Genomic DNA, 18934 nt, shown 5'->3' with positions numbered 1-18934 from the left:
GGAGGCGGGGGAGGGGACGAGGAACAGCGGGACCGGGGGGAAGCGAGGTGGGGAACCCAAGCCACATGTCATGCCCGGACGCTCGGTCGCCCGACACCACAGCGCACAGGCGAAGCCGGCCCGCCCAGCAAAGGCACCAACAAGCGACAAAGGACCAGACCGACAAGGCGACAAACCAGGCAAGCCGACCGGGTAAGCCGGAATCCCAGAACCCGGCCAATCGCCAACAGAAAACCGACCACCGACAACCGGCAAACCGACCACGAACAAACCCGAATCGATCCACGACAGTCCCTGAAAACCACCCCCGAAAGGCAGCCAGAACCAGAATCAGAGGCAGACCCAGCCCCAGTCCAGAAAGCCGAAGCCTCGAAACAGCCGCGAAGAGCCGCAATCAAACCGACGAAGAGCCCCGCCGCAACGCGCACAAAACCTAGAACGGCATCAGCAACGGCGCATGAGCAACGGAGTCAGCAACGACAACGACAACGGCGCCGCAACGCCATCAACAGCAAGGCGGCAGCAGCATCAACAACAACAGCCGCCGCGGCGACACGCGGCAGAGGCCACCCGCAGCAGGTCGATGTGACCGCGCGTGGTGAGCAGGGCTGATGTAGACATGTCGCTGAACGTAGCGGTGCGCTGCGAGAGGGGTCAAACCTCATCTCGGCTGGTGGACCTTTGTTGCCGGAGCATTGAGGCAGCATTGCGGGAGACGCCCGCGGGGTTGCGAACCAGGGCAGGTTGTCCGTACCAAAATGAAGGCATGAGCACCGCATTCACCACCCGCACCCTTGACATCACCACGGGCTCGACCGAGACCGTCGCCGACCTCACCGCCGACTGCGCCGCCTTCCTCCGAGAGGCAGCAGACGGCCGCGACGGCCTGCTGAATATTTTCGTCCCCCACGCCACCGCCGGCATCGCCGTACTGGAAACCGGCGCAGGCAGCGACGAAGACCTCCTGTCCGCCCTGCACGACCTCCTCCCCGCCGACAACCGCTGGCGCCACCGCCACGGCAGCCCCGGCCACGGCCGCGACCACGTCCTCCCCGCCCTCGTCCCACCCCACGCCACCCTCCCCGTCATCGGAGGCCGGATGGCGCTCGGCACCTGGCAATCCGTCTGCCTGGTCGATACGAACGTCGACAATCCGGACCGCCAGGTTCGACTGAGCTTCCTGGGCTGACCAAGATCGTCCTGGGGGTGGCCGTGAATTCTCCGTACCCTGCGTGCCCGAAACGGAGAGACCTTGCGCGGTACGGACCTGAACATGATCGAACGGCCCTACGACGGATGCGGAAAGTGCCTGCTCGGCGTGCGGCGGCTGTCCCGCATGAAGCCGGCCACGTCGTCCCCGGAGCGCCAACGGGAGGACGTGCTGACAGCCGCAGCATCTGTCGGCGGGCACATCATCGGCTGGGCTGACGACTGGGAGTTGTCGGGAGCCATGGACGCGGTTACCCGGCCCAAGCTCGGCCCGTGGCTTCGTGACGAGCGGGGGCCGTATGGCGGCCTCGTCGCCGCAGCGGTGGACGGGATCGGCCGCAACGCCGTTGACTGCCTGAACACCGGCTACAAGATGCGTGACGAGGGAAAGCTGCTCGTCACGTATGGCCACGAGGGCCCCTGGGACCTCAACGACACCACTGACGAGAACCGCTTCACCATGGAGGCGTGGGGCGCCCAGATGGAGCTGCGCGCCATTCAGCGCCGGAATCGAAGCGCCACCGTCAAGACGCGTGCGAGCCGGACGCCCCAAGGGGAAACCCTCGTACGGTTTCCGCTACGTCCGGGTGGTGATGGGCGGTCCGCGAGCCAGGCTCCGACCGCCCGGTCCAGGGCGTCCGCGTCGATTCTGGCGAGCAGTCGCCGGATCGTGGATTCCGCGGGCCAGGACCGTTTCGGGACCAGCGGGTCGACGGCCGTGCCGAGCCGTTCGAGTAGGGCCGGCGGTGCGTCGGCCACCCATTCACTCACCGCGAGCAGGGATTACGCTCCGGCGAGGACCGCGCAGGCCGTCAGTGCCAGGAGCGTCACGAGAGGGTGCCGTACTCCCGCGGATCCCGCGGGTCCGGGACCTGCGCGAGGCGTTCCAGCAGAGTCGGAAGATCACCCCTGGACACTTCCGGATGCGGTCTGAGCTGATCAAAGGCAGGGGAGATCAGAGATGATGCGTCGACAGGCACGGGCAGTCCAAGGTCACAGAGCGTAGAGAACTCCATGATCGCGGAGGTCCGTGCCTGCTGTGTACCGAACCCCGCTCAACATGACGAGACGTCAGCAACCGAGCGTCAGCCGACTACTTCGAAGTGACCGAAGAGGGCGCAGTAGTACGCGACTTCCAGTTCGCGCTTCATCCAGATGTTGCCGGTTGGGGTCTCCGTTGTTGCGTTGCCGGACCATCCGGCTGGCTTCCGCTGCGCTCTTCGAGATGCGCGACGAATGGATCGCCTTACCGCGCCGCCACCTCCCCGAAGGTGATATGGGCGATATCCGCCGTAAGCTCTCTTTTGGTTCCTCCGTGCTATCCAACGCACCGAAATGCAGCCGCCAGTTGATCCCCAACAGCATGACGAGGGACACTACCTGGCGGATGCGTGTTCCCGGTCGAGTGGCACTCGCTTCGGTATCCTCCCGTGCAGGTCATCGGAGGCCATCTATCCAAAGATTGCTGGGCAGTTGACCTCAGCGTTTCGTGGTAGCGTCCTTGTTCGAGGGACAATGCAACCTGAAAGGGAAATCGTGAACACGGAGAAGATCGCCGCTCGCCGCCTCTCGCTGGAAGAGGTGACGAAGCTCGGCGTGAAAGACAGGCTCTTCATTTCCGCCGAAACGGCAGAACTCAAGCTTCCCGACTGCTATGTCCCTGCTTTTCTGACCAAGTCCGGTGAGGATTTCGAGGGCGGCTTGATCACGGCGAGAACCGTATTCCAGGAAGAGGTCTCCTGCCTTCCCGACGACGAGAATGAAGCCGGAATCTACTTGGCAGACGAGAACGGCTCGGTGACCATCGAGGTCCTCCAGTCCGCCGGTGTCGTGCTGGACCTGGCGCTTTTCGTCCCTAGTGGGGACAAGGGGGCCCTCACGGCCCTTTACGCTGCGGCCCGGCAGGCCTTCGGCGCCGACGTCGTGCAGATCTGGCGCCAGGGACTCAAGGAGGTTCCCGACGTGAAGGTCGACATCTTCGAGGAGCAGATTCCCCGGGGGCGCAAGGGGAGCGACAGCCCCAAGCGTGACCGTCGCGCGGTCGACACCTACCCCACCCGTGCGGACTTCATCGAGTTCTCCGCGGGGTGGAAGCCGGTCGTTGAGATTCACAGGCCGATTGTTGACGACACCCCGACCATCTGAGGCGGCGTTACCTCTCGGTCTCGGCCTGAGAGGACGCCGAGAACGCATGCGCCGGCCCCGGTCGACCCCTGAGCGGCCCAGGGAGCCGTCGGAAAATAACTCACGAACGCTGAAGCGCCGTTCCACTCGATGACCTCGCGAGACAGCCCGCCTGACCAAGATCAAAGCCTGAAGTTATTCTGCGACAGCCCTCAGGGCTTCGGCGTAGTCGAGTGAGGTCCGCTTCGTGCTCAGGCGAGGCCGAGGAGCGTGAGGGGTCGGCGGGCGTCACGCGCATTGCGGCGACGGCCGGAGGCGATGTTCTTCGCGCCGTTCAGTCGCAGGGCGCCGACCGCGAGGTTGCGCCAGGTCGCCATAGCGCGGGGTGCGCTGTCGGTCCGCTACCGCGCACGCGGTCAGGTCGAGGACGGCGGCCAGCGCGTGCCGCACCCCTCGTAGCCGGATGATCTGCTATCAGCCCGAACGCCCAGCCCAGCCGCTCATCCCATGCACGAGCGTCGTCCGCATCTGCACCCGTCTCTTCAGCCACGCAGGGGTCATCCCCCGGCACCGTCGGCTGGCTCCGCCCGACGGTGCGCGGAGATGCAGGCCACCGAGGCGCAATGGACATGAGACAGGAACCGTCCGCTCGCACTCCCTTCACTGCAAGTGGTCACGAAACGGACGCCCGCCGACTACGCCGAAGCCCTGGCTTGGAAGGGGGCCCGGGCTGCCACGGGCCGTTTCGTCATGGTGCCGTTTCACTGTCGGCGGGCCGGCCGGTACACGGACAGTCCCACGGCGACGACCTCCCTGCGGCGTTGCGCAGACGGTTCACGGGGCAGCTGCTGCCCTCAGGGGACCTGGGATACGACGACATCCGCACGAGCAGGGCCCGCAGGAGGGTGGTCGCGTGCCGGGCGTTCATGCGGTGTTTGTAGAGCTGGGTCAGAGCGGCTGCCTCACGGTTCCACTTCGTTCCACCGATCCGCTGCGGATTCAACGGCGAGTCGACGCGGAATTCCTTGTACGCCCGCAAATCCGCAATGGTCGCCGCCTGCCAGGGAACACCCCGCCGCCAAGGCCACGACAGCAGCAAACGGATGTCTATCGCGTAATTCCGACGCGATTCCCGTTCCAGGCTGCGGAAATCTGGAGAGAGGGTGAACTGCAACAATTCCGCGTCCACGACGAAATCAGGCCGTACAAAGACCGGATCGCCCGGCCGAAGTCCCACCGCGTCCAAGGCGGCCGGCAGGTCGCGGACCCCCGGCACCCCCTCCTTCGGTAGCGGCCCCCACCGCTCCGGATCCGGCACGAACACCAGCCACCACTCGTCCAACTTCCACCCCTGTGAGTCGCTTGAACTCACTCAATCATCAGGGAAACACAAGTGGGGATAGTCGGCCTCGCTGTTGATGATGAAGCGAATCCTCCGGCACAAGCACCCGCCGGACCGCAGGGGGCTGGCGGCACTCATGCCCATTGGCTCGTCTCCCCGTGGTGGTGTGGTCATTGCGTTGCCTCCTCGGTGACGGTGTGCGGCGTGGGCAACCGCCAGGTCAAGGCCCCCTGCCCGCGGCCGGCGCTCACCCGCTGTTCGCCGTCGGACTCAAAATCGAGCCGATAGACCTCCGGCTCCCCGGCGGCCCGCCACCGGACGGTCGTCTCGCGGATCTCGGCCCAGATGTCCCGCGGGCCGCTGGCGTGACCGCCCACGTGCCGGCACCGTCCGGGCGGGCGACCATCCAGGAACCGCAGCCGGGCGCGCCGATCACCAGGTCGTCGCCCCCCCTGTGCCGCACCGGGCCCGGGTGCAGGGCGTCCAGCGCGAGCCAGAAGCCGCGGGCCTCATCCGACGGCGGTACCCCAGCGGATCGGAAGGCCCGAGCCTCCGCGCTACCAGCGGACCGCGCTGCGATGCGCTCGCGGAACGCTGCGGACAGGAAGATCTACTTCCGGCCGTGCCCCGCCCGGTGGGCGAACTCCACCGCCCGCAGGTGCGAGGTGACCCGCCCGTCCGGGCACCGGGAGATCACCGCCAGCGCGGGCCACGACGGCGTCGGCGTCGTAATGTGCATCAGCATCCGCCCTCCTGGGGCGAGTTGATCCATCAACGCCCCCGGCACGCAGGGGAGGGCGAAGGAGACGAAGAGCCGGTCGTTCGGGGCGCACGGAGCCCGCGGGCCGGTCCACCGGTTTGAACACTGGCTTCACGCGTTCGGTGCATCCGGTAGTAGGCCTGTCAGTGCTGCGGCATCGCCGTTTCGGGGCCCGCTCGGGGCGCCAAGGGTGTGGGCAGAGCGGCTGGAGAATTGTCATGGGTGAGCGGGAGATGTGGACGACGGAGGAGTTCGGCTCTTCCCACGAGGGTGCGGTCGGCGTGCTCCTGGCCGACGGCACTGTCCCGGCCTCCGTCTTCTTCGATACGGGCTCTGGTGCGGACGGTCAGTCGGTGTCGCATTGGAGCGTCTACGACGGCCAGATCGCGCACGGGCCGCGGGCGGCCGCACTGCGCGCGGTGTGCTCCTGCGGCTGGAATGGCCCAGAACGCCGCCTGGACTGGGACATGGTCGGCGAGCAGAAGCTGGCCGAGGCAGCTCACGGTACGGCGGACACCTGCATGGAGGACTGGGACACGCACACCGCCGACGTCGAACAGGCGGCCATTCCCTTGCCGGAGGCGGTCACTGTCTTGCTGGCCCAAGTGCAGGAGGAGATCGAGAAGCTGGCGAAGACTTCACCGCTGGCGGCTGTACGGGCAGCGCGCCGGCTGGAGGTGACTGCCGAACACGTTGGGTACTGGCCGGCCCACGATGCGCGGCAGGACACGACGGCCGAACAGGCCGCCGCGGCCCTCGGCCTGAACGAGGACGCTGCCCGCAAGCTGATGGCCCGCTTCGGCGGCTGGAGCCCCTACCGCTGATCACCGACATTCAGAAGAGATCTCAGCCCATCGTCGGCCCCGGCTACGACGATCCCGAGTACGACAACGACGACCCCGCCGGGGAGACCCAGGACACTCCCTTCCGGCGATGGCTGTTCGAGAACTCACCGCGGCCGGCGCCACTGCGAGCATGGCCTTCAGCTACGCCCCGCCAACCGTTACCACGCCCTGAGCCGCGAGGATTTCGACTTTCTCGCCACCGTCGCCGACACCGCCATCGAGGCCGGGCAGGCCGCCCACAAAGCCGACTCGACGAATGGGCGCGCGAGCAGCAGCTCCGAGTCCACCCGGACCTGGCCGTCCTCGACGCAGACCTGGACCGCAGCGGGTACCGCCCCTGACCTGCAAGCAGCGAACGGCCGGCCTGTGCCGTTGTTGAGGTGGGCCTACCAGATATCGGTATGGCCCTGCCAGCTGCGGTGCAGCCGTCCGACCAGCTCCTGTGCCGTCGTGCAGCACGATCCGAATCGGAGGCGCAGGCAGTCTGGCTCCCGCCTTTGATCAGCGTGTGCCCCCCGGCGCCCCGGGGCGGATCACTCGGGCGGGCCGCCTTCGTCGTGGGCCCTGCGCCGAACGTTAGTGATCATTTAGTGATCCATTAGCAGGGCCCGGCAGCGTGGTGATCGTCCACGGAAACACTTCGGAAGAGCGAGGATATGCGCAAGAAGCTCAGCAAGGCAGCTGTCGTCCTGGCCGGTATAGCGGCAGCCACCACGATCAGCATGGGGGCGGCACAGGCAGCGGATTACCGTGGCTTCCCCACCCAGAAGGCGTGCATGGACAAGGGGGCAGCGCTGACGGACAACGGTCACACGGCCGGCTACATGTGCACCGAGCAGAGCGATGGCTGGCTGCTCGAGGTGGGCAACGACTGAAAGCGGCTCGTGATGAGTGCCCCTGCGCTCTTCTTGGAGCCCATCGGGCCCGAATGTTCCGCATCGCATTGCGGCGGGCTCTGAGCAGAACGAACATATTCCCCGGGCCTCCGCGGCGGCCCGGGGAATATGTTTTCGTCAGGCACTGCATGCCGGGCTCCAAGACCCAGGTGGCGACACCCCACGTGCGCAGCGTCCGGACGATCAGCGTGCGCACCGCCCGCAGCAGTTGGGCCCCGACCAGGGCCCCGGAGCGCCAGCTCGCCGAGACCGACGGCCAGAACCCGGCCGCCGGCGCCCCGTACGAGCAGGCACACCCCGCGACCGAGGGTGGCTCCACCCGCGAGCGGGCCGGAGGCAGGGCTGATGCCACACAGGTGGGGTGGGCCGAATTAGTAGAACGGCGCCGCGTTGCTGACGCCCGCCGCGGTGATCAGCGTTACGCCGGCCACGCCGTTGCCGGCTGGGGACACCGCGGTGACCTGTGTCGGCGAGACCTGGGTGATGTGGGTGGCGGGCCTGGAGCCGAACAGCACTTCGCGGGTGCCGGCCAGGTACGCGCCGGTGATCGTGACCAGGGTGCCACCAGCGGTGGGGCCCCGGTTCGGGGACATGGGCATGGAGGCGCCTCCCGGCAGTGATCGACAAGAACGCGAGCGCGGAGCGACCGGCATGCCGGTCTGGGCGCAGCGGACCCGGTCACCCGGGAAGGCCGGCCGGAAGGCCAAGCCACCCGGAACGCAGTCTTGCCCGCTGATCGTTCAGGTGTGCCGCAGCGTCGCGGTGGCGATCTCCAGGAAGTCGCGCAGCAGTTTCTCCCGCCGGTCCGCGAGGACGGCCAGGCATGTCCCGATCCTCGGGGCATCCGTGACGGGGAGGTGGGCGAGGTCGGGGCGGGAGTAGGAGCGCGCGACACTCAGCGGGACGAGCGCGATGCCGTGCCCGGAGGCGATGAGCTCGAACTTCTCTTCAAGTGAAGACGTCCGCCGCGTCGGTGCGTCGAGCAGCCGCTCGCCGCCGAGGTCCGCGGAGGCAAGCTTGCCGCGGCACGCCAGCGGGTGCGCCGCGGGCATGCAAGCGACCCTGGGCTCATGGCCGATGGGGATGGTGTGCAACCCCGAGTCGTCGAACGGCTGCCGCAGATACCCGACCTGGGCCCGGCCGTCCCGGAGCGGCGCGTCTTGCTCCCACCAGCGCGCCGGGACGACGTCGGTCTCGACGTCCGGGCGGCGCGACGAGAACGCCCGGATCGCATCCGACACGTGCAGTCCGGGAGAAAAGGCGACAACGAGCCGTTGGGCACCCCGATCAACGTCGTGCACGCGCTGCACCGCTGCGGGGACAGCCGCGAGAATCTTTTGCGCCTCCTCGTGGAGCTGTTCCCCGGCGGCGGTCAGCTCCACGCGTCGCGTGGTCCGCACAAGCAGAGCGCACTCCAACTCCTGCTCAAGCGCTTTGATCTGACGGCTGAGAACCGGCTGGGCGATGTAAAGCTGTTGCGCCGCCCGGCCGAAGTGCCGGTGCTCGGCCACCGCGACGAAGTAGCGGAGCTTGCGCAGATCAAGATCCATGCCTTTACGGTATCAATTGCCCAGGAAGGGTATTGGACGCCGCAGGCGGGCTGCCCCGAGACTCGAAACATGATCGTCATCACCGCCCCCACCAGCCGGATCGGCAGCAGGCTCCTGGACACCCTGCTCAATGAGGCTCCCGCTCGTGGCGAAGAACTGCGCGTCATCGTGCGCGACCCCGCAAAACTCCCCGACGCGGTCCGTGCCCGCGTCGACGTCGTCACCGGCTCGCACGACGACCCCGAGGTCATCGATCGGGCCTTCGCCGGCGCGGACGCCGTCTTCTGGCTGGCTCCGCCAGACCCGCGGGCGCCGAGTCTGGACGCCGCGTACTCCGGGTTCACCCGCGCCGCCGCAAAGGCGTTCACGGCCCACGCGGTGGGGCACGTGGTCGGCGTCTCGGCGCTCGGCCGTGGCACACCCGTCGCCAGTCGCGCCGGACATGTCACGGCGTCGCTGGCCATGGACGACCTCATCGCGAGTACAGGCGTGGCCTACCGCGCGCTCGCGAACCCTACTTTCATGGACAACCTGCTGCGGCAGGTGGCTTCGATCCGCGACGACGGCGTGTTCACCGACACCGTCTCCGCCGACCGCAGTGCACCGGCGGCCGCCGCCCGGGACATCGCCGCGGCCGCCGCCGGCCTGCTGCTCGACCGCTCATGGACGGGGACGGGCGAGGTTCCGGTGCTGGGCCCCGAGGACCTTTCGGCGAACGACATGGCGCGCATCATGACCGACGTGCTGCGCCGCCCAGTCCGCTATGAGCGGCAGTCGCTCGACGACTTCCGCGCCCAACTCACCGGACACGGCTTCGGGGACGCGCTCGTCGAAGGCTACGTCGACATGATGCGCGCCAAGGACAACGGCCTCGACGACGGCGTGCAGCGCACCCCTCAGACCGCGAGTCCGACCACCTTCCGCACATGGTGTGAGAAGGTCCTGGAGCCCGCGGTCCGGGTCCAGGCATGAGCGCCAGGACCGCTCTCATCGTCGGGGCATCCCGCAACCTCGGGCTCGGCCTCGCCACCGAGTACGTGCAAAGCGGCTGGGACGTCATCGGAACCGTCCGGGGCAGTCGCCGCACCGCTCTCCACGACCTGGCCGAGGCATCCAGGGGCCGGGTCATGGTCGAGTCACTGGACACGACGAAGCCAGAACAGGTCACCGCGCTGCGCGAGCGCCTGGCCCGGCACACCCTCGACCTGCTGTTCGTCAACGCCGCCATCACGAGGGGCGACATTCCGATCGGCGACGTCCCGGAGGAGATGTTTGCCGAGGTCATGGTCACGAACGCGCTCAGCCCCATGCGCGTCGTCGAGTCCTTCCGCTCGCTGGTCGCGCAGACCGGGACCATCGGCGTCATGTCCTCGCGCCAGGGCAGTATCAGCTTGAACACCAACGGCGGCCAGGACGTCTACCGAGCCAGCAAGTCCGCCCTCAACCAGCTAATGCGCAGCTACGCCGCCCGGTACGCCGACGCCGCGCACACGCTCCTGCTCATCTGCCCCGGCTGTCGGTCGGTCGCTGGCCGAGCCCGTTCTGGTCGCGGGCCGGCGTGTGGGGCCGGCTGCACGAGGCGATCCTGCACCGGCTCGACGATGCCAGCTTGATCGACGTCTCCCGCGTGGTCTTGGACTCAGCCCACATCAGGGCCCAAAAGGGGGCGAACTCACAGGCACGTCGCCCGTGGACAGGGGCAAGCCGGGTTCCAAGATGCACATCCTGTCGGACGCGAACGGACTACCCTTGGCCGTCGGCGTCTCGGCGGGGGAACACCCACGATAGCCAAGGACTGAAGCCGATGGTCGAGGGTCACCAAACGAGACACGCCCCTCACCGCGGCCTGTACTTCAAACCCGAGCGCCTGCACGCCGACAAGGCGTATGACAGACCCGACCTGCGGAAATGGCTGCGTGGTAAGCGGATTGGAGTGCGGATCGCCCGCAAGGGCATCGAGTCCAACGAACGGTTAGGGCGGAGTAGAGCAGCTAGGCCGAGGAAGGCGAGGAAGCGTGAGCCCTTTCGTTCGTACCGGACGGTTAAGCGGCGGTAGCCGAAAAGCCAAGCGATCGACCGCTCGATCTTCCAGCGGTACCGGCCGAGGCGTTTGCCGGAGTCGACGCCTGGCCGCGCGATGCGCGCGACGAGCCCACGCTCGCGCAGCCAGGCCAGCTGTTCGGCGGAGAAGTACGCCTTGTTCGCGCGGAGTTTGACGGGGCGGCGTCGCCGTGGCCCCGGCGAGAACGGTTGGCGGGGATGCCGAGGATGAGCGGCTTGAGGGCGAGGCTGTCGTGCATGTTCGCGCCGGACACGGCGACGGTGAGTGGGACGCCCTGGGCATCGGACAGCACGTGCAGTTCGCTGCCCTTCTTGCCGCGATCGACCGGGTTCGGCCCGGTCAGCGATCCCCCCTTTTGGAGCGAACGGAGGCCGCGTCGACGGTCGCCGACGTCCAGTCCACCGCGCCCCGGGCCCCGAGTTCGTCCAGCACCGCCCGGTGGAGCCGACGCCATAGGCCAGCCTCGGTCCATATCGTGAAGTGGCGATGCGCGGTGGCGGGGGACGTGCCGAACGTCGGCGGCAGATGCCGCCAGGCACAGCCAGTGGTCGGCCACATCTTCACTACCAAGGCGGTGAGCACGATGCCCACCCAGTAGGCGGGGAAGAGCCGGGAAAGGCGGGAGACGGCGAACTCGCCTACCGTGCGGCCCCAGGCGCTCATGCAGATGACGAAGCAGCTGATCAGGAAGACGATCTCCACGCCCAACTACCCGTACTGGGCAAGCTTGTGGGCGGTGGGAAAGATTGTGTCCGTGGGATGGCCCCACGGTCGGGCCAGGGCGACGTAGTGGTAGAAGACCACCATCAGCGCGGCCAGCAGCCGCAGCCCGTTGAGCACGGCAAGCCTGTTTCCCGAGTAGCGTTTGGCCATCGTGTATCCCCCTAGCGCCCTGGTCAGGGGGGCTCTGTATCCACAGAGACTCACAGGCTGGATGGGACCAGTGAGGCAGTTGTGCGGGTGTTTCTTGCTTGTACAGGCACGTGAGTGAACGGTCCTCACTGCTGTGAGGGCCGTTCACTCACGTGGTGAGTACACCACCTCTGGGCCGTGTATTCACCACACCGCGTACGCGTGCTTGAGTGGGCTACAAGGCGGTGGGCCACACGGACGGACCGGCGGTGAGGGTGCCCTTGCCGTTGCCGGCGTAAAGGTGCAGGCTGCGGTCGCTCCAGCGGGCGGCGATGTCGGCCTTGCCGTCCCCGTTGAAGTCGCCGCCGAGCAGGGCGCGCATGTTGCGCCAGGACTTGTCGCCCCAGAGGTCAGGGGCGCGGGTGACGGTGCCCTGGGCGTTGCCGGTGTAGAGGCGGAAGCCGCCGTCGGGGTCAGTGGCGACGATGTCGTCTCTGCCGTCGGTGTTGAAGTCAGCGCTGGACAGGATGCGCATGCCGTCCCAGGACTTGTCGTACCACAGGTCGCGCTTGGCTCCGCTGAGGGTGCCGTCGGTCTTGGTGGTGTAGGCGTGCAGCGAGCCGTCATCCCACACGGCTGCCAGGCCATCCTGTCCGGAGCCATCGGCGCGGAAGCGCACGATCTGGGGCATCCCCTTCCAGGACTTGTCGTACCAGACCTCCGCGCTGGGCTTCAGTGTGCCGTTGGCTGTGCCGGCGTAGAGGAAGAGCTGGCCGTCGTCGCGGCGCGCGATGATGTCGCCCTGGCCGTCGCCGTTGAAGTCACCACCGATGATCTGCTGGAAAGCCTTCCAGGTGCCATCATGGGTCCACAGCTCACGGCCGTACTGCAGGGTGCCGTCCGGCTTGGCGTAGAAGGCGTGCAGGTTGCCGTCGTTCATGACGGCGGCAACGTCGGTGCGGCCGTCGCCGTTGAAGTCGGCCGAGGTGATCACATCGCTGACGTCCCCGAACTTCGTCGCAAGCCGCACCGTCTGGATCCAGCTGGCTATGTCGTCCGTGCGGGACGCGACGGCATCGGCGCGGGTCTCATCGTCATGGCCGAAGCAGCCGCCCTGCCAGGACTGACTACCGACTCCGACCAATTCGTAGCGGCCGCCGATATCACGCCATACAGGAGCACCGGTATCCCCCTCACAGACGGCGGCACTGTTGTCCTTACCAGTGATGCCGAGCGAGGTCTGCTTCGCAGCGCCTACGGAGAACCGCCCGTAGTGCAGGCGGTCGGGGACCCACTCGTCCTTGGTGCGGCCGTAGCCGCTCACGAAGACGTCCTCGCCTGGCAGTGGGGCCTTGGCAGTAATTTCGACGGGGGTGATATCCGTGACGGGCTTGGCCAGTTTGGCCATTACCAGGTCACGGTCATCGCGGGGAACCAGCTTCTCCACGGTGGTCACGGTGCCGCCATCGCGCGTCAGGTCCGTGCGGCCGACTGTGGCGGTGGTCTTCATCTTCGGCGCCCCAGCAGGAACCTTCAGGCTCTCCGCGGGGTTGTCGGCAAAGCAACTAGCGGCCGTGACCAGCCACTGCTGATCGACTAATGCGGCCGAGCAGCTGCGCTGCCCACCGATGTCCAGCTTCACCGTGAACGGGTACGAGCCGTCTTTGGTGGCGGGGCCAACAACAGCGCCCGCGGGAGCAGCAACGAGCACACCGGCCGCGATGACGGGGGCAAGAAGCCCTGTGGTCAGGGCCGCGCGCGAACATCTGACAGACATACGTCTTCCTCGTCTGGGTTTCGATTTCATAGATGGGAGATCGGCAGCCCTGCACCGGTGGCGCTGGTGCGCAGCATCTGCGTCCGGGGCATTTAGTGAGTGCCGCTCCGGCACTTGGACGCGCTGAGTGGAAACGGCAGATGCCCAAGCCCTCAGCGGAGCGGTGTATGCGCGGCTGCTCCCGGCAGCTGAGAAGCTAGAGGTCTGGGAAGCGCGATCGCTGCTCCAGGAAGACTTGAAGCCCTTGCCGCTGAAGGTCAATCCGACGTCGCTGTCCATCCCGATGCGCTTGTCTTCCGGCACCAGTTTCCATGTGCCGGCTCCGCTGCCCGTGTGCGCTGGGCTGTCGTCGCAGTCGAAGCCCGGCCAGTCGGCGACGTGAACGTCCCATTGGGCTTGGCGGCAACGGCCTCCAATGGCGTGGCTCTCGCACGGGGGTCAGCCCACAGTCCACACTAGCCAGCCTGGCAGCGTGTGCGCGGGAGCCTGGGGTCTGGGGTCAACCCTTGACGCGGAGCTCGACCAGAACGGTGGGACCGGCCGGCGGGTTGTCTCCGGGACCGACACCCTTGGTGAAGTTCTTGGGCACGTCGACGCTCTGAGTTTTGCCAGCCGAGGTGAGGTCCGCCTGAACGGCGACGTCGCCGGTCATGATGTTGTAGACCTGGGGGAGTTCCAGTGTGAGGTAGCCGGTCTTGCCGGTTCCGGTGACCTTGAAGCAGTACCTGCCCGTCTTGGTCTGCCCCGGGTGATTGACGCCGGTCGAGACCTCAATGTCCTGGCCATCGGGGGCCTGGCAGTCGGCGAGGATGATGTGGCCGTCGCCCTTGCGGAGCAGGATCCCCTGTTCCCTGAGAATCTTTGCCGCGTTCGGGTAATCAAAGGTCTCCACCGCGTACGGCGGGTTCGCATCGCCCGCGGACTGCTGGGCAGCGTTATGCGCGGATTGCGGCGCGGCCTGCGCAACAGCGAGGGTGGAGACCCCCACGACAGCTGCGGCGCCACTGATGACGCCCACAGTCAGCGCCTTTCGCGCGCGAGATATCACCAGAAGTTCCTTCCATGTGTGCTGCGGCAACAACAGGAAACCGCAGGGAAAATGAACCGAATGGTCAGCCGTGAACCTATCACCCGCGAAACTCAACTAGTAGTTCTCTCAGTCAAGTTACAGATTGATCACAGCTCTGTCGGGGCGTACAACCTTTCACGAGCCGGCTCGTCTTAAGTGCCCGAAACATTCTCGCCGGATCGTTCTTGGATTGAGCCATCCTCTCCTTATTCCTCGGCTCGGTCGCCCATCTGGACAGTTATGCTCGCGGCGTCGAAAGACGTCACATAGGTAACTGAAAAGAGAAAGGCAACCGGTGCGAGACGACCATTGCTTGACGAGAATTAGGGGCAGGTGGGAGTTCGGCATACGCTTGCTGTGCTTGTGCCTGTTACCTCTGACGCTCCTCACAGGACTACTTGATGCACCTCCTGCGGCCGCAACTGGCCTCCAGGAGAACGGTGTTGTCGCCCGTGGTCGTGTCGCGGAGCTGTGGACGACGGGTGGTCCCACGGTCAAGGCAGCTGCCGAGGCTGCCCTGTTGGGCACCGATGAGGACGTCCAAACGTTCCTCGACAGTGAGAAGGATTTCGCCGAGTTCACCGACTACAGCATCAGTGCGACACGGATTTTCACCACGGGCGGCGTGACCGTACGTGAGGCTGCCTCAAAGGCGCTGCGGTCCGGTTCGAAAGAGGATCTGCTCAAGTTCTTGAAGGATGGGTGGAAGGAACCGGCCGAGACGGACATGCGGATCCTTGCCACGCAGATCACCACCGCGGGGGGCCCTGAGGTCAACAAGGCTGGCCAGGCTGCGCTGCGGGGCTCGATCGAGGACGTCCGCAAGTTCCTTGAGCAGGAGCGCTTCCCAGCGCAGGAGACGGATGACCGGATCCGTGCCACGCAGATCATGTCGGCTGGCGGCCCGGCCACGAAGGAGGCCGCGAACGTCGCACTGCGGGGTTCCATCGAAGATGTCCGCGAGTTCCTCGCGGTGGGGCAGAACATCGCCCGTAACCGCGACCAGGAACGGGCCACGGTCTCCCAGCTGGCTGAACAGGCCAAGCAAGCTGGCGAAGAGGCCAAGCAGCAGACTGAGGCCGCCAAGAGTGCTTCTGAGCGTGCTGTTCGGGCGGCCCGGGACGCGAAGGACCTGGCAGACCAGGCCAAGGCAGAGAGCGAGGCGGCCGGCGAGAGCGCCGCTAAGTCAGCCAAGGCCGGGGTCAAAGCCGCCGCCGCGGCTCAAGGAGCGGCCCAAGCCGCGCAGGATGCCATTGGTGCGGCACAAGCCGCCAACCACGCAGCCCGGATGGCTGCGAACGCCGCGGCAAAGGCGGCTGCGGCGGCCTCCGCAGCCGCCGCAGCTGCTTCACGGGCCCGTGAAGCAGCTGCCAACGCAGCGACCGACGCCAGCACCGCTTCGGTTGCGCGTAAGGCTGCCGAGCAAGCCAACACCGCGGCAGCTGCCGCCGAGAAGTCAGAACAAGCCGCCGCGCAGGTGGAGATCGCCGCCCGAGCGGCCGGTGATGCGGCAAACGCAGCCTCCAGCGCCAGCAGCAATGCAGATGCTGCCGCCGATGCGGCTGATGAGGCCGGCCGTCATGCGGGCACGGCAAGTGCCGAGTTCGCCAAGGCCAAGCAGTGGGCGGCAACCGCCCGCAGCCAGGCCCGGGAATCACGCCGTGCAGCCCTCGCAGCACGCAACCTCGCCTATGAAGCCGCCGACGCTGCGAAGGACGCCCGGGTGGCGGCACGTGACGCTGCCAGGCACGCCAGAAATGCCGCGACCGCAGCGAAACATGCGGCAGATCATGCGGGTGAGGCAGCAACGGCTGCCAAGGAGTCCTCCGGACATGCCGATGCAGCCAAGGAGGCTGCTGACAAGGCAACTGAGGCGGTTGCCACTGCTAACAAGGTCCACAACATCGCGACCAAGGTCGAAGCCGAGGAGCTCAAGGCCCGAACCCAAGCCGGCATCACGCAGGCCAGGGCCGAGCAGCAGGCCCAGACGCTGGAGGAGGCAGAAGCAAAGAAACAGGCCAAGACTGCCCAGGAGCTCGACGACGAAGCCAGGCGCCTGGTCGCTGAAGCCGCCAAGTCTGATGCCGACGTCAAGGACGTGGTGGCCAAGGGCCGCCGGGCCGCTGTCCTGGCAATGAAGGTTCGCGGACCTTGGAGCCAGGCAGCCGCTAAGGCCGCACTGACAGGCTCCGACGACGCCGTTAAGGAGTACCTGCGCACCGGCTGGCAGCAGGCCGCAGAACAGGACGAGCGATCACGAGTCCAGAACCTCGCGATCAACAGCACTTACGAGGACGTTCGCAAGGCGGCCGACGAGGCACTCAAGGGCGACGCAAAGCAGATCACAGAGTTCCTCCGCACCGGCGCGGATGAGGCCGCACAGACCGACTACGGCATCCTCGTCACCCGGATCGCCGGCAGCGGGGGTACGGAGCTCAACAAAGCCGCCCAGGCAGCTTTGAGGGATGGCTCAGTCGCCAAGCTCCGCGAATTCTTAAGCGAGGGCCAGTACGCTGCCCAGGAACTCGACGAACGGATCCGCGCTACCCAGCTGGCAGGTAGCGGCGGTGACGAGACCAAGGCAGCGGCCCGGATCGCTCTCGAAGGAACCCCCGAGGCACTGCATGATTTCATCCAAGTGGGGCAATATGCGAGCGCGCGCCGGGACCATCTCACCGCCATCCATGTCGTCATAGTCCAGCAACTCATCGCTGAAGCCGCCGGAACGGCCGCCACCGCGCAAAAGAACGCAGCGGAAGCAAGGGTCGTCGCGGCCAAGGCCAACAACGCCGCAGCTGACGCTGAAAAGTACAGCAAAGAGGCAACGCGGGCGGCCGGCCAGGCGAACGAATACGCCAAGCAAGCCAGCAAGCACGCAACGGAAGCCGAAGAATCGGCAGCCGCCGCCGCAAAGTCCGCACGCACCGCCGACGCGGCAGCCAACGCAGCCGAACGCGATGCCGACAAGGCCGAATACGAGGCATCACGCGCCTCCGTCTCCGCCATGCAGGCGAACGCCTCCGCCAACTCCGCCTACACTGCTGCGAACGCAGCACGCGCCTCAGCAGAATCTGCCGGCAAGGACGCAGCGGCCGCCGCTACGGCTTACAGGCAAACCCTCGCCACCTACGTCACTAAGAAGCGCGAAGAAGAAGAGGCTCGCCGCCAGGAGGAGGAACGGCGCCGCAAGGCAGAACAGGCTCTTTCGGAAGTGGAGCGGCAGCAGCTCCAGTTCCTGCGGGAAGCGCTCGTCGCTGACTGGAAGGATGGTCAAGGCCGTAAGCCGGATGCCATAGACCTCGGATTCCAATGGCTGTTCGGCACCGGAAACAAGGTGGACTTCTTCACCGCCGGAGACGAGTTCACCGAGCAAATCCGCAATGATCATTCGATGGACTACGTCCGCGCAGAGATCGTCACGAAAATCCGCAACGGCGATCCGGACGATTTCCTTGGCGGTTATAGCGTTATGAAGCTTGAGGGCTGGCCTCGCCTGCTATCGGACGCCACGGATGTACTCTCGCTCGGCTGGACAGGAACAGCCAAGAACCGGGCCTCCGGCGGGAAGTTCGGCACCTCAACCGCCACCTTCGTTGGTTCATACGGCTATAAATTCAAGGTCATCTCGCGAGACTCCAAGACAGGGAAAGTCAAGATAGGTATCCAGATCGATAACGACACCACTATCACCTCCTTTACTCACCTACCGGGGCCCGCCAAGGAGTATATTGAGAAATATGTCGGTAACCCACTCACCTATATTGCGGATCGGTTCGATCTTCCGCTCAGGACAAAGCATCAGGCCGTTTATTGGGAGGAGGAGGTGAACTTGCGATGAAAAAAGTCATCATGATTTCCGTGCTCTGCGTCGTACTGGCGCTCGCCGGTGGAGGATTTCTCATCTACTGCGTTATTGACTCGGGGTTCTTCACTGGTGCCTCCGCAAAGCGGAGCGAACTGATAGGTACCTGGTCCGGACCTCGGGGGGCACGGGTAACCCTGCATGAAGACGGCACGGCCGAGGCGGTAAAGATTCCAGGTGGCTTGGTCGGCGAGACACCTGTAGGTTCCATCACCGGCGAGGGGACGTGGACCCTACCGAAGAGGCCAACCTCCTTGGCGGATCAGCAGATCACTCTCGATCTCAAAACGGGTCCAAAGATCCGCGCGCTCATAGATGACCTTTACGTCATGGGTAAGGGAGCCAAGGACGGAATCTACATCCAATCCGAGGAGGATTCACCGAACAGATTCGTTTTCAAGAAGTCTCCCTAGCGTATGTCGTTGCCGTCGCCTTCAGCTGACGCCATGCAGGGCAGTGGTCGGCGATTTCGTGCTGGACATAGGTGACGCAAAGGGAATCGTGAAATACTAGGCTTCGATCTTGCAATAGGATCTGTCAGCCTAATGACAGCCCCTCATTGACCTCAATCAAGAAGCATGGAATT

19 protein-coding genes and 3 pseudogenes are annotated in these 18934 nt (G+C 66.0%); 11 read left to right on the top strand and 11 right to left on the bottom strand.

Translation table 11 applies throughout. The features are described 5' to 3' along the window. Positions 1-528: 528 nt before the first annotated feature. The gene (locus M8I34_RS41940) at positions 529-621 is read right to left on the bottom strand and encodes a putative leader peptide (RefSeq protein WP_340488909.1); all 93 of its coding nucleotides are present in this window, start codon (positions 619-621) and stop codon (positions 529-531) included. 145 nt (positions 622-766) lie between these two features. On the opposite strand from M8I34_RS41940, the gene M8I34_RS20065 reads away from it, so the two are divergent. From M8I34_RS20065 to M8I34_RS20055, 3 genes are all read left to right on the top strand, one after another. Then, on the top strand, positions 767-1189 hold the full coding sequence (locus tag M8I34_RS20065; RefSeq protein ID WP_250050802.1) for a YjbQ family protein: 423 nt from the start codon (positions 767-769) through the stop codon (positions 1187-1189). A gap of 84 nt (positions 1190-1273) precedes the next feature. Further along, positions 1274-2143: a recombinase family protein gene (locus tag M8I34_RS20060; RefSeq protein WP_250050801.1), complete on the top strand. Its 870-nt coding sequence runs from the start codon at positions 1274-1276 to the stop codon at positions 2141-2143. 602 nt (positions 2144-2745) lie between these two features. Further along, positions 2746-3354, top strand: coding sequence for a hypothetical protein (locus tag M8I34_RS20055; RefSeq protein ID WP_030992798.1), 609 nt, complete (start codon positions 2746-2748; stop codon positions 3352-3354). Between the two features lie 230 nt (positions 3355-3584). On the opposite strand, the gene M8I34_RS41350 is transcribed toward M8I34_RS20055, so the two are convergent. The 4 genes and pseudogenes from M8I34_RS41350 to M8I34_RS41345 form a co-directional block, all read right to left on the bottom strand. Then, the gene (locus tag M8I34_RS41350) at positions 3585-3710 is read right to left on the bottom strand and encodes a hypothetical protein (protein WP_258572997.1); all 126 of its coding nucleotides are present in this window, start codon (positions 3708-3710) and stop codon (positions 3585-3587) included. Positions 3711-4081: 371 nt separating this feature from the next. Continuing rightward, on the bottom strand, positions 4082-4675 hold the full coding sequence (locus tag M8I34_RS20050) for a hypothetical protein (RefSeq protein ID WP_250050800.1): 594 nt from the start codon (positions 4673-4675) through the stop codon (positions 4082-4084). A gap of 170 nt (positions 4676-4845) precedes the next feature. Next, on the bottom strand, positions 4846-5052 hold the full coding sequence (locus M8I34_RS20045) for a hypothetical protein (protein WP_250050799.1): 207 nt from the start codon (positions 5050-5052) through the stop codon (positions 4846-4848). Positions 5053-5285: 233 nt separating this feature from the next. Continuing rightward, positions 5286-5498, bottom strand: a pseudogene (locus tag M8I34_RS41345) (protein-L-isoaspartate O-methyltransferase); the annotation flags it as partial. Between the two features lie 155 nt (positions 5499-5653). Between M8I34_RS41345 and M8I34_RS20040 the strand changes: the two are divergent. After that, entirely contained in the window at positions 5654-6259 is a 606-nt protein-coding gene (locus M8I34_RS20040; protein WP_250050798.1) for a hypothetical protein, read from the top strand. Between the two features lie 677 nt (positions 6260-6936). Continuing rightward, positions 6937-7155 (top strand): hypothetical protein, encoded by a 219-nt coding sequence (locus tag M8I34_RS20035; RefSeq protein ID WP_168482627.1) that lies wholly within the window; start codon positions 6937-6939, stop codon positions 7153-7155. 392 nt (positions 7156-7547) lie between these two features. Here M8I34_RS20035 and M8I34_RS20030 read toward each other — a convergent pair whose 3' ends face one another. Both M8I34_RS20030 and M8I34_RS20025 read right to left on the bottom strand, forming a co-directional pair. Next, on the bottom strand, positions 7548-7775 hold the full coding sequence (locus tag M8I34_RS20030; RefSeq protein ID WP_168482628.1) for an IPT/TIG domain-containing protein: 228 nt from the start codon (positions 7773-7775) through the stop codon (positions 7548-7550). A gap of 141 nt (positions 7776-7916) precedes the next feature. Then, positions 7917-8726 (bottom strand): LysR family transcriptional regulator, encoded by an 810-nt coding sequence (locus M8I34_RS20025; RefSeq protein WP_168482629.1) that lies wholly within the window; start codon positions 8724-8726, stop codon positions 7917-7919. Between the two features lie 69 nt (positions 8727-8795). On the opposite strand from M8I34_RS20025, the gene M8I34_RS20020 reads away from it, so the two are divergent. The 3 genes and pseudogenes from M8I34_RS20020 to M8I34_RS20010 form a co-directional block, all read left to right on the top strand. Continuing rightward, entirely contained in the window at positions 8796-9698 is a 903-nt protein-coding gene (locus M8I34_RS20020; RefSeq protein ID WP_250050797.1) for an NAD(P)H-binding protein, read from the top strand. Further along, entirely contained in the window at positions 9695-10339 is a 645-nt protein-coding gene (locus M8I34_RS20015; protein ID WP_250050796.1) for an SDR family NAD(P)-dependent oxidoreductase, read from the top strand. Before M8I34_RS20020 ends, M8I34_RS20015 begins: the two co-directional genes overlap by 4 nt. Beyond that, positions 10270-10782 (top strand): annotated as a pseudogene (locus M8I34_RS20010) (transposase); the annotation flags it as partial. The gene M8I34_RS20015 and the pseudogene M8I34_RS20010, both read left to right, overlap by 70 nt. Here M8I34_RS20010 and M8I34_RS20005 read toward each other — a convergent pair. The 3 genes and pseudogenes from M8I34_RS20005 to M8I34_RS19995 all read right to left on the bottom strand — a co-directional run. Next, positions 10689-11467: pseudogene (locus M8I34_RS20005) on the bottom strand (IS5 family transposase); the annotation flags it as partial. The pseudogenes M8I34_RS20010 and M8I34_RS20005 sit on opposite strands and share 94 nt — an antisense overlap. 29 nt (positions 11468-11496) lie before the next feature. Continuing rightward, positions 11497-11661, bottom strand: coding sequence for a hypothetical protein (locus M8I34_RS20000; RefSeq protein ID WP_250050795.1), 165 nt, complete (start codon positions 11659-11661; stop codon positions 11497-11499). A 214-nt stretch (positions 11662-11875) separates the two neighbouring features. Then, a complete protein-coding gene (locus tag M8I34_RS19995) occupies positions 11876-13417 on the bottom strand; it encodes an FG-GAP-like repeat-containing protein (RefSeq protein ID WP_284050559.1) in 1542 nt (513 codons plus the stop codon). Positions 13418-13544: 127 nt separating this feature from the next. Here M8I34_RS19995 and M8I34_RS19990 point away from each other — a divergent pair, with 127 nt between their 5' ends. Next, on the top strand, positions 13545-13799 hold the full coding sequence (locus M8I34_RS19990) for a hypothetical protein (protein WP_250050793.1): 255 nt from the start codon (positions 13545-13547) through the stop codon (positions 13797-13799). 117 nt (positions 13800-13916) lie between these two features. Here M8I34_RS19990 and M8I34_RS19985 read toward each other — a convergent pair whose 3' ends face one another. Then, positions 13917-14435, bottom strand: a complete 519-nt coding sequence (locus tag M8I34_RS19985; protein WP_250050792.1) for a hypothetical protein — start codon at positions 14433-14435, stop codon at positions 13917-13919. Positions 14436-14781: 346 nt separating this feature from the next. On the opposite strand from M8I34_RS19985, the gene M8I34_RS19980 reads away from it, so the two are divergent. Together M8I34_RS19980 and M8I34_RS19975 are read left to right on the top strand one after the other, a co-directional pair. Beyond that, positions 14782-18324 carry an ALF repeat-containing protein gene (locus M8I34_RS19980; protein WP_308372459.1) on the top strand — a complete coding sequence of 1181 codons (3543 nt, stop codon included), beginning with the start codon at positions 14782-14784 and terminating at the stop codon, positions 18322-18324. Then, entirely contained in the window at positions 18321-18761 is a 441-nt protein-coding gene (locus M8I34_RS19975; RefSeq protein ID WP_250050790.1) for a hypothetical protein, read from the top strand. The genes M8I34_RS19980 and M8I34_RS19975 overlap by 4 nt, the downstream gene beginning before the upstream one ends. Positions 18762-18934 lie beyond the last annotated feature (173 nt).

The sequence above is a fragment of the Streptomyces sp. MCA2 genome (assembly GCF_023544705.1).
Taxonomy (GTDB): Bacteria; Actinomycetota; Actinomycetes; order Streptomycetales; family Streptomycetaceae; genus Streptomyces; species Streptomyces decoyicus.
This window is presented reverse-complemented; position numbering and strand designations above follow the sequence as displayed.

What these genes read in the sequence shown, in the direction of transcription:
- M8I34_RS20025 (WP_168482629.1), bottom strand. Translation starts at nt 8,726, where the DNA reads ATGGATCTTGATCTGCGCAAGCTCCGCTACTTCGTCGCGGTGGCCGAG.
- M8I34_RS20020 (WP_250050797.1), top strand. Translation starts at nt 8,796, where the DNA reads ATGATCGTCATCACCGCCCCCACCAGCCGGATCGGCAGCAGGCTCCTG.
- M8I34_RS20030 (WP_168482628.1), bottom strand. Translation starts at nt 7,775, where the DNA reads ATGCCCATGTCCCCGAACCGGGGCCCCACCGCTGGTGGCACCCTGGTC.
- M8I34_RS20000 (WP_250050795.1), bottom strand. Translation starts at nt 11,661, where the DNA reads ATGGCCAAACGCTACTCGGGAAACAGGCTTGCCGTGCTCAACGGGCTG.
- M8I34_RS41940 (WP_340488909.1), bottom strand. Translation starts at nt 621, where the DNA reads ATGTCTACATCAGCCCTGCTCACCACGCGCGGTCACATCGACCTGCTG.
- M8I34_RS20040 (WP_250050798.1), top strand. Translation starts at nt 5,654, where the DNA reads ATGGGTGAGCGGGAGATGTGGACGACGGAGGAGTTCGGCTCTTCCCAC.
- M8I34_RS20060 (WP_250050801.1), top strand. Translation starts at nt 1,274, where the DNA reads ATGATCGAACGGCCCTACGACGGATGCGGAAAGTGCCTGCTCGGCGTG.
- M8I34_RS19975 (WP_250050790.1), top strand. Translation starts at nt 18,321, where the DNA reads ATGAAAAAAGTCATCATGATTTCCGTGCTCTGCGTCGTACTGGCGCTC.
- M8I34_RS20015 (WP_250050796.1), top strand. Translation starts at nt 9,695, where the DNA reads ATGAGCGCCAGGACCGCTCTCATCGTCGGGGCATCCCGCAACCTCGGG.
- M8I34_RS41350 (WP_258572997.1), bottom strand. Translation starts at nt 3,710, where the DNA reads ATGGCGACCTGGCGCAACCTCGCGGTCGGCGCCCTGCGACTGAACGGC.
- M8I34_RS20035 (WP_168482627.1), top strand. Translation starts at nt 6,937, where the DNA reads ATGCGCAAGAAGCTCAGCAAGGCAGCTGTCGTCCTGGCCGGTATAGCG.
- M8I34_RS19995 (WP_284050559.1), bottom strand. Translation starts at nt 13,417, where the DNA reads ATGTCTGTCAGATGTTCGCGCGCGGCCCTGACCACAGGGCTTCTTGCC.
- M8I34_RS20065 (WP_250050802.1), top strand. Translation starts at nt 767, where the DNA reads ATGAGCACCGCATTCACCACCCGCACCCTTGACATCACCACGGGCTCG.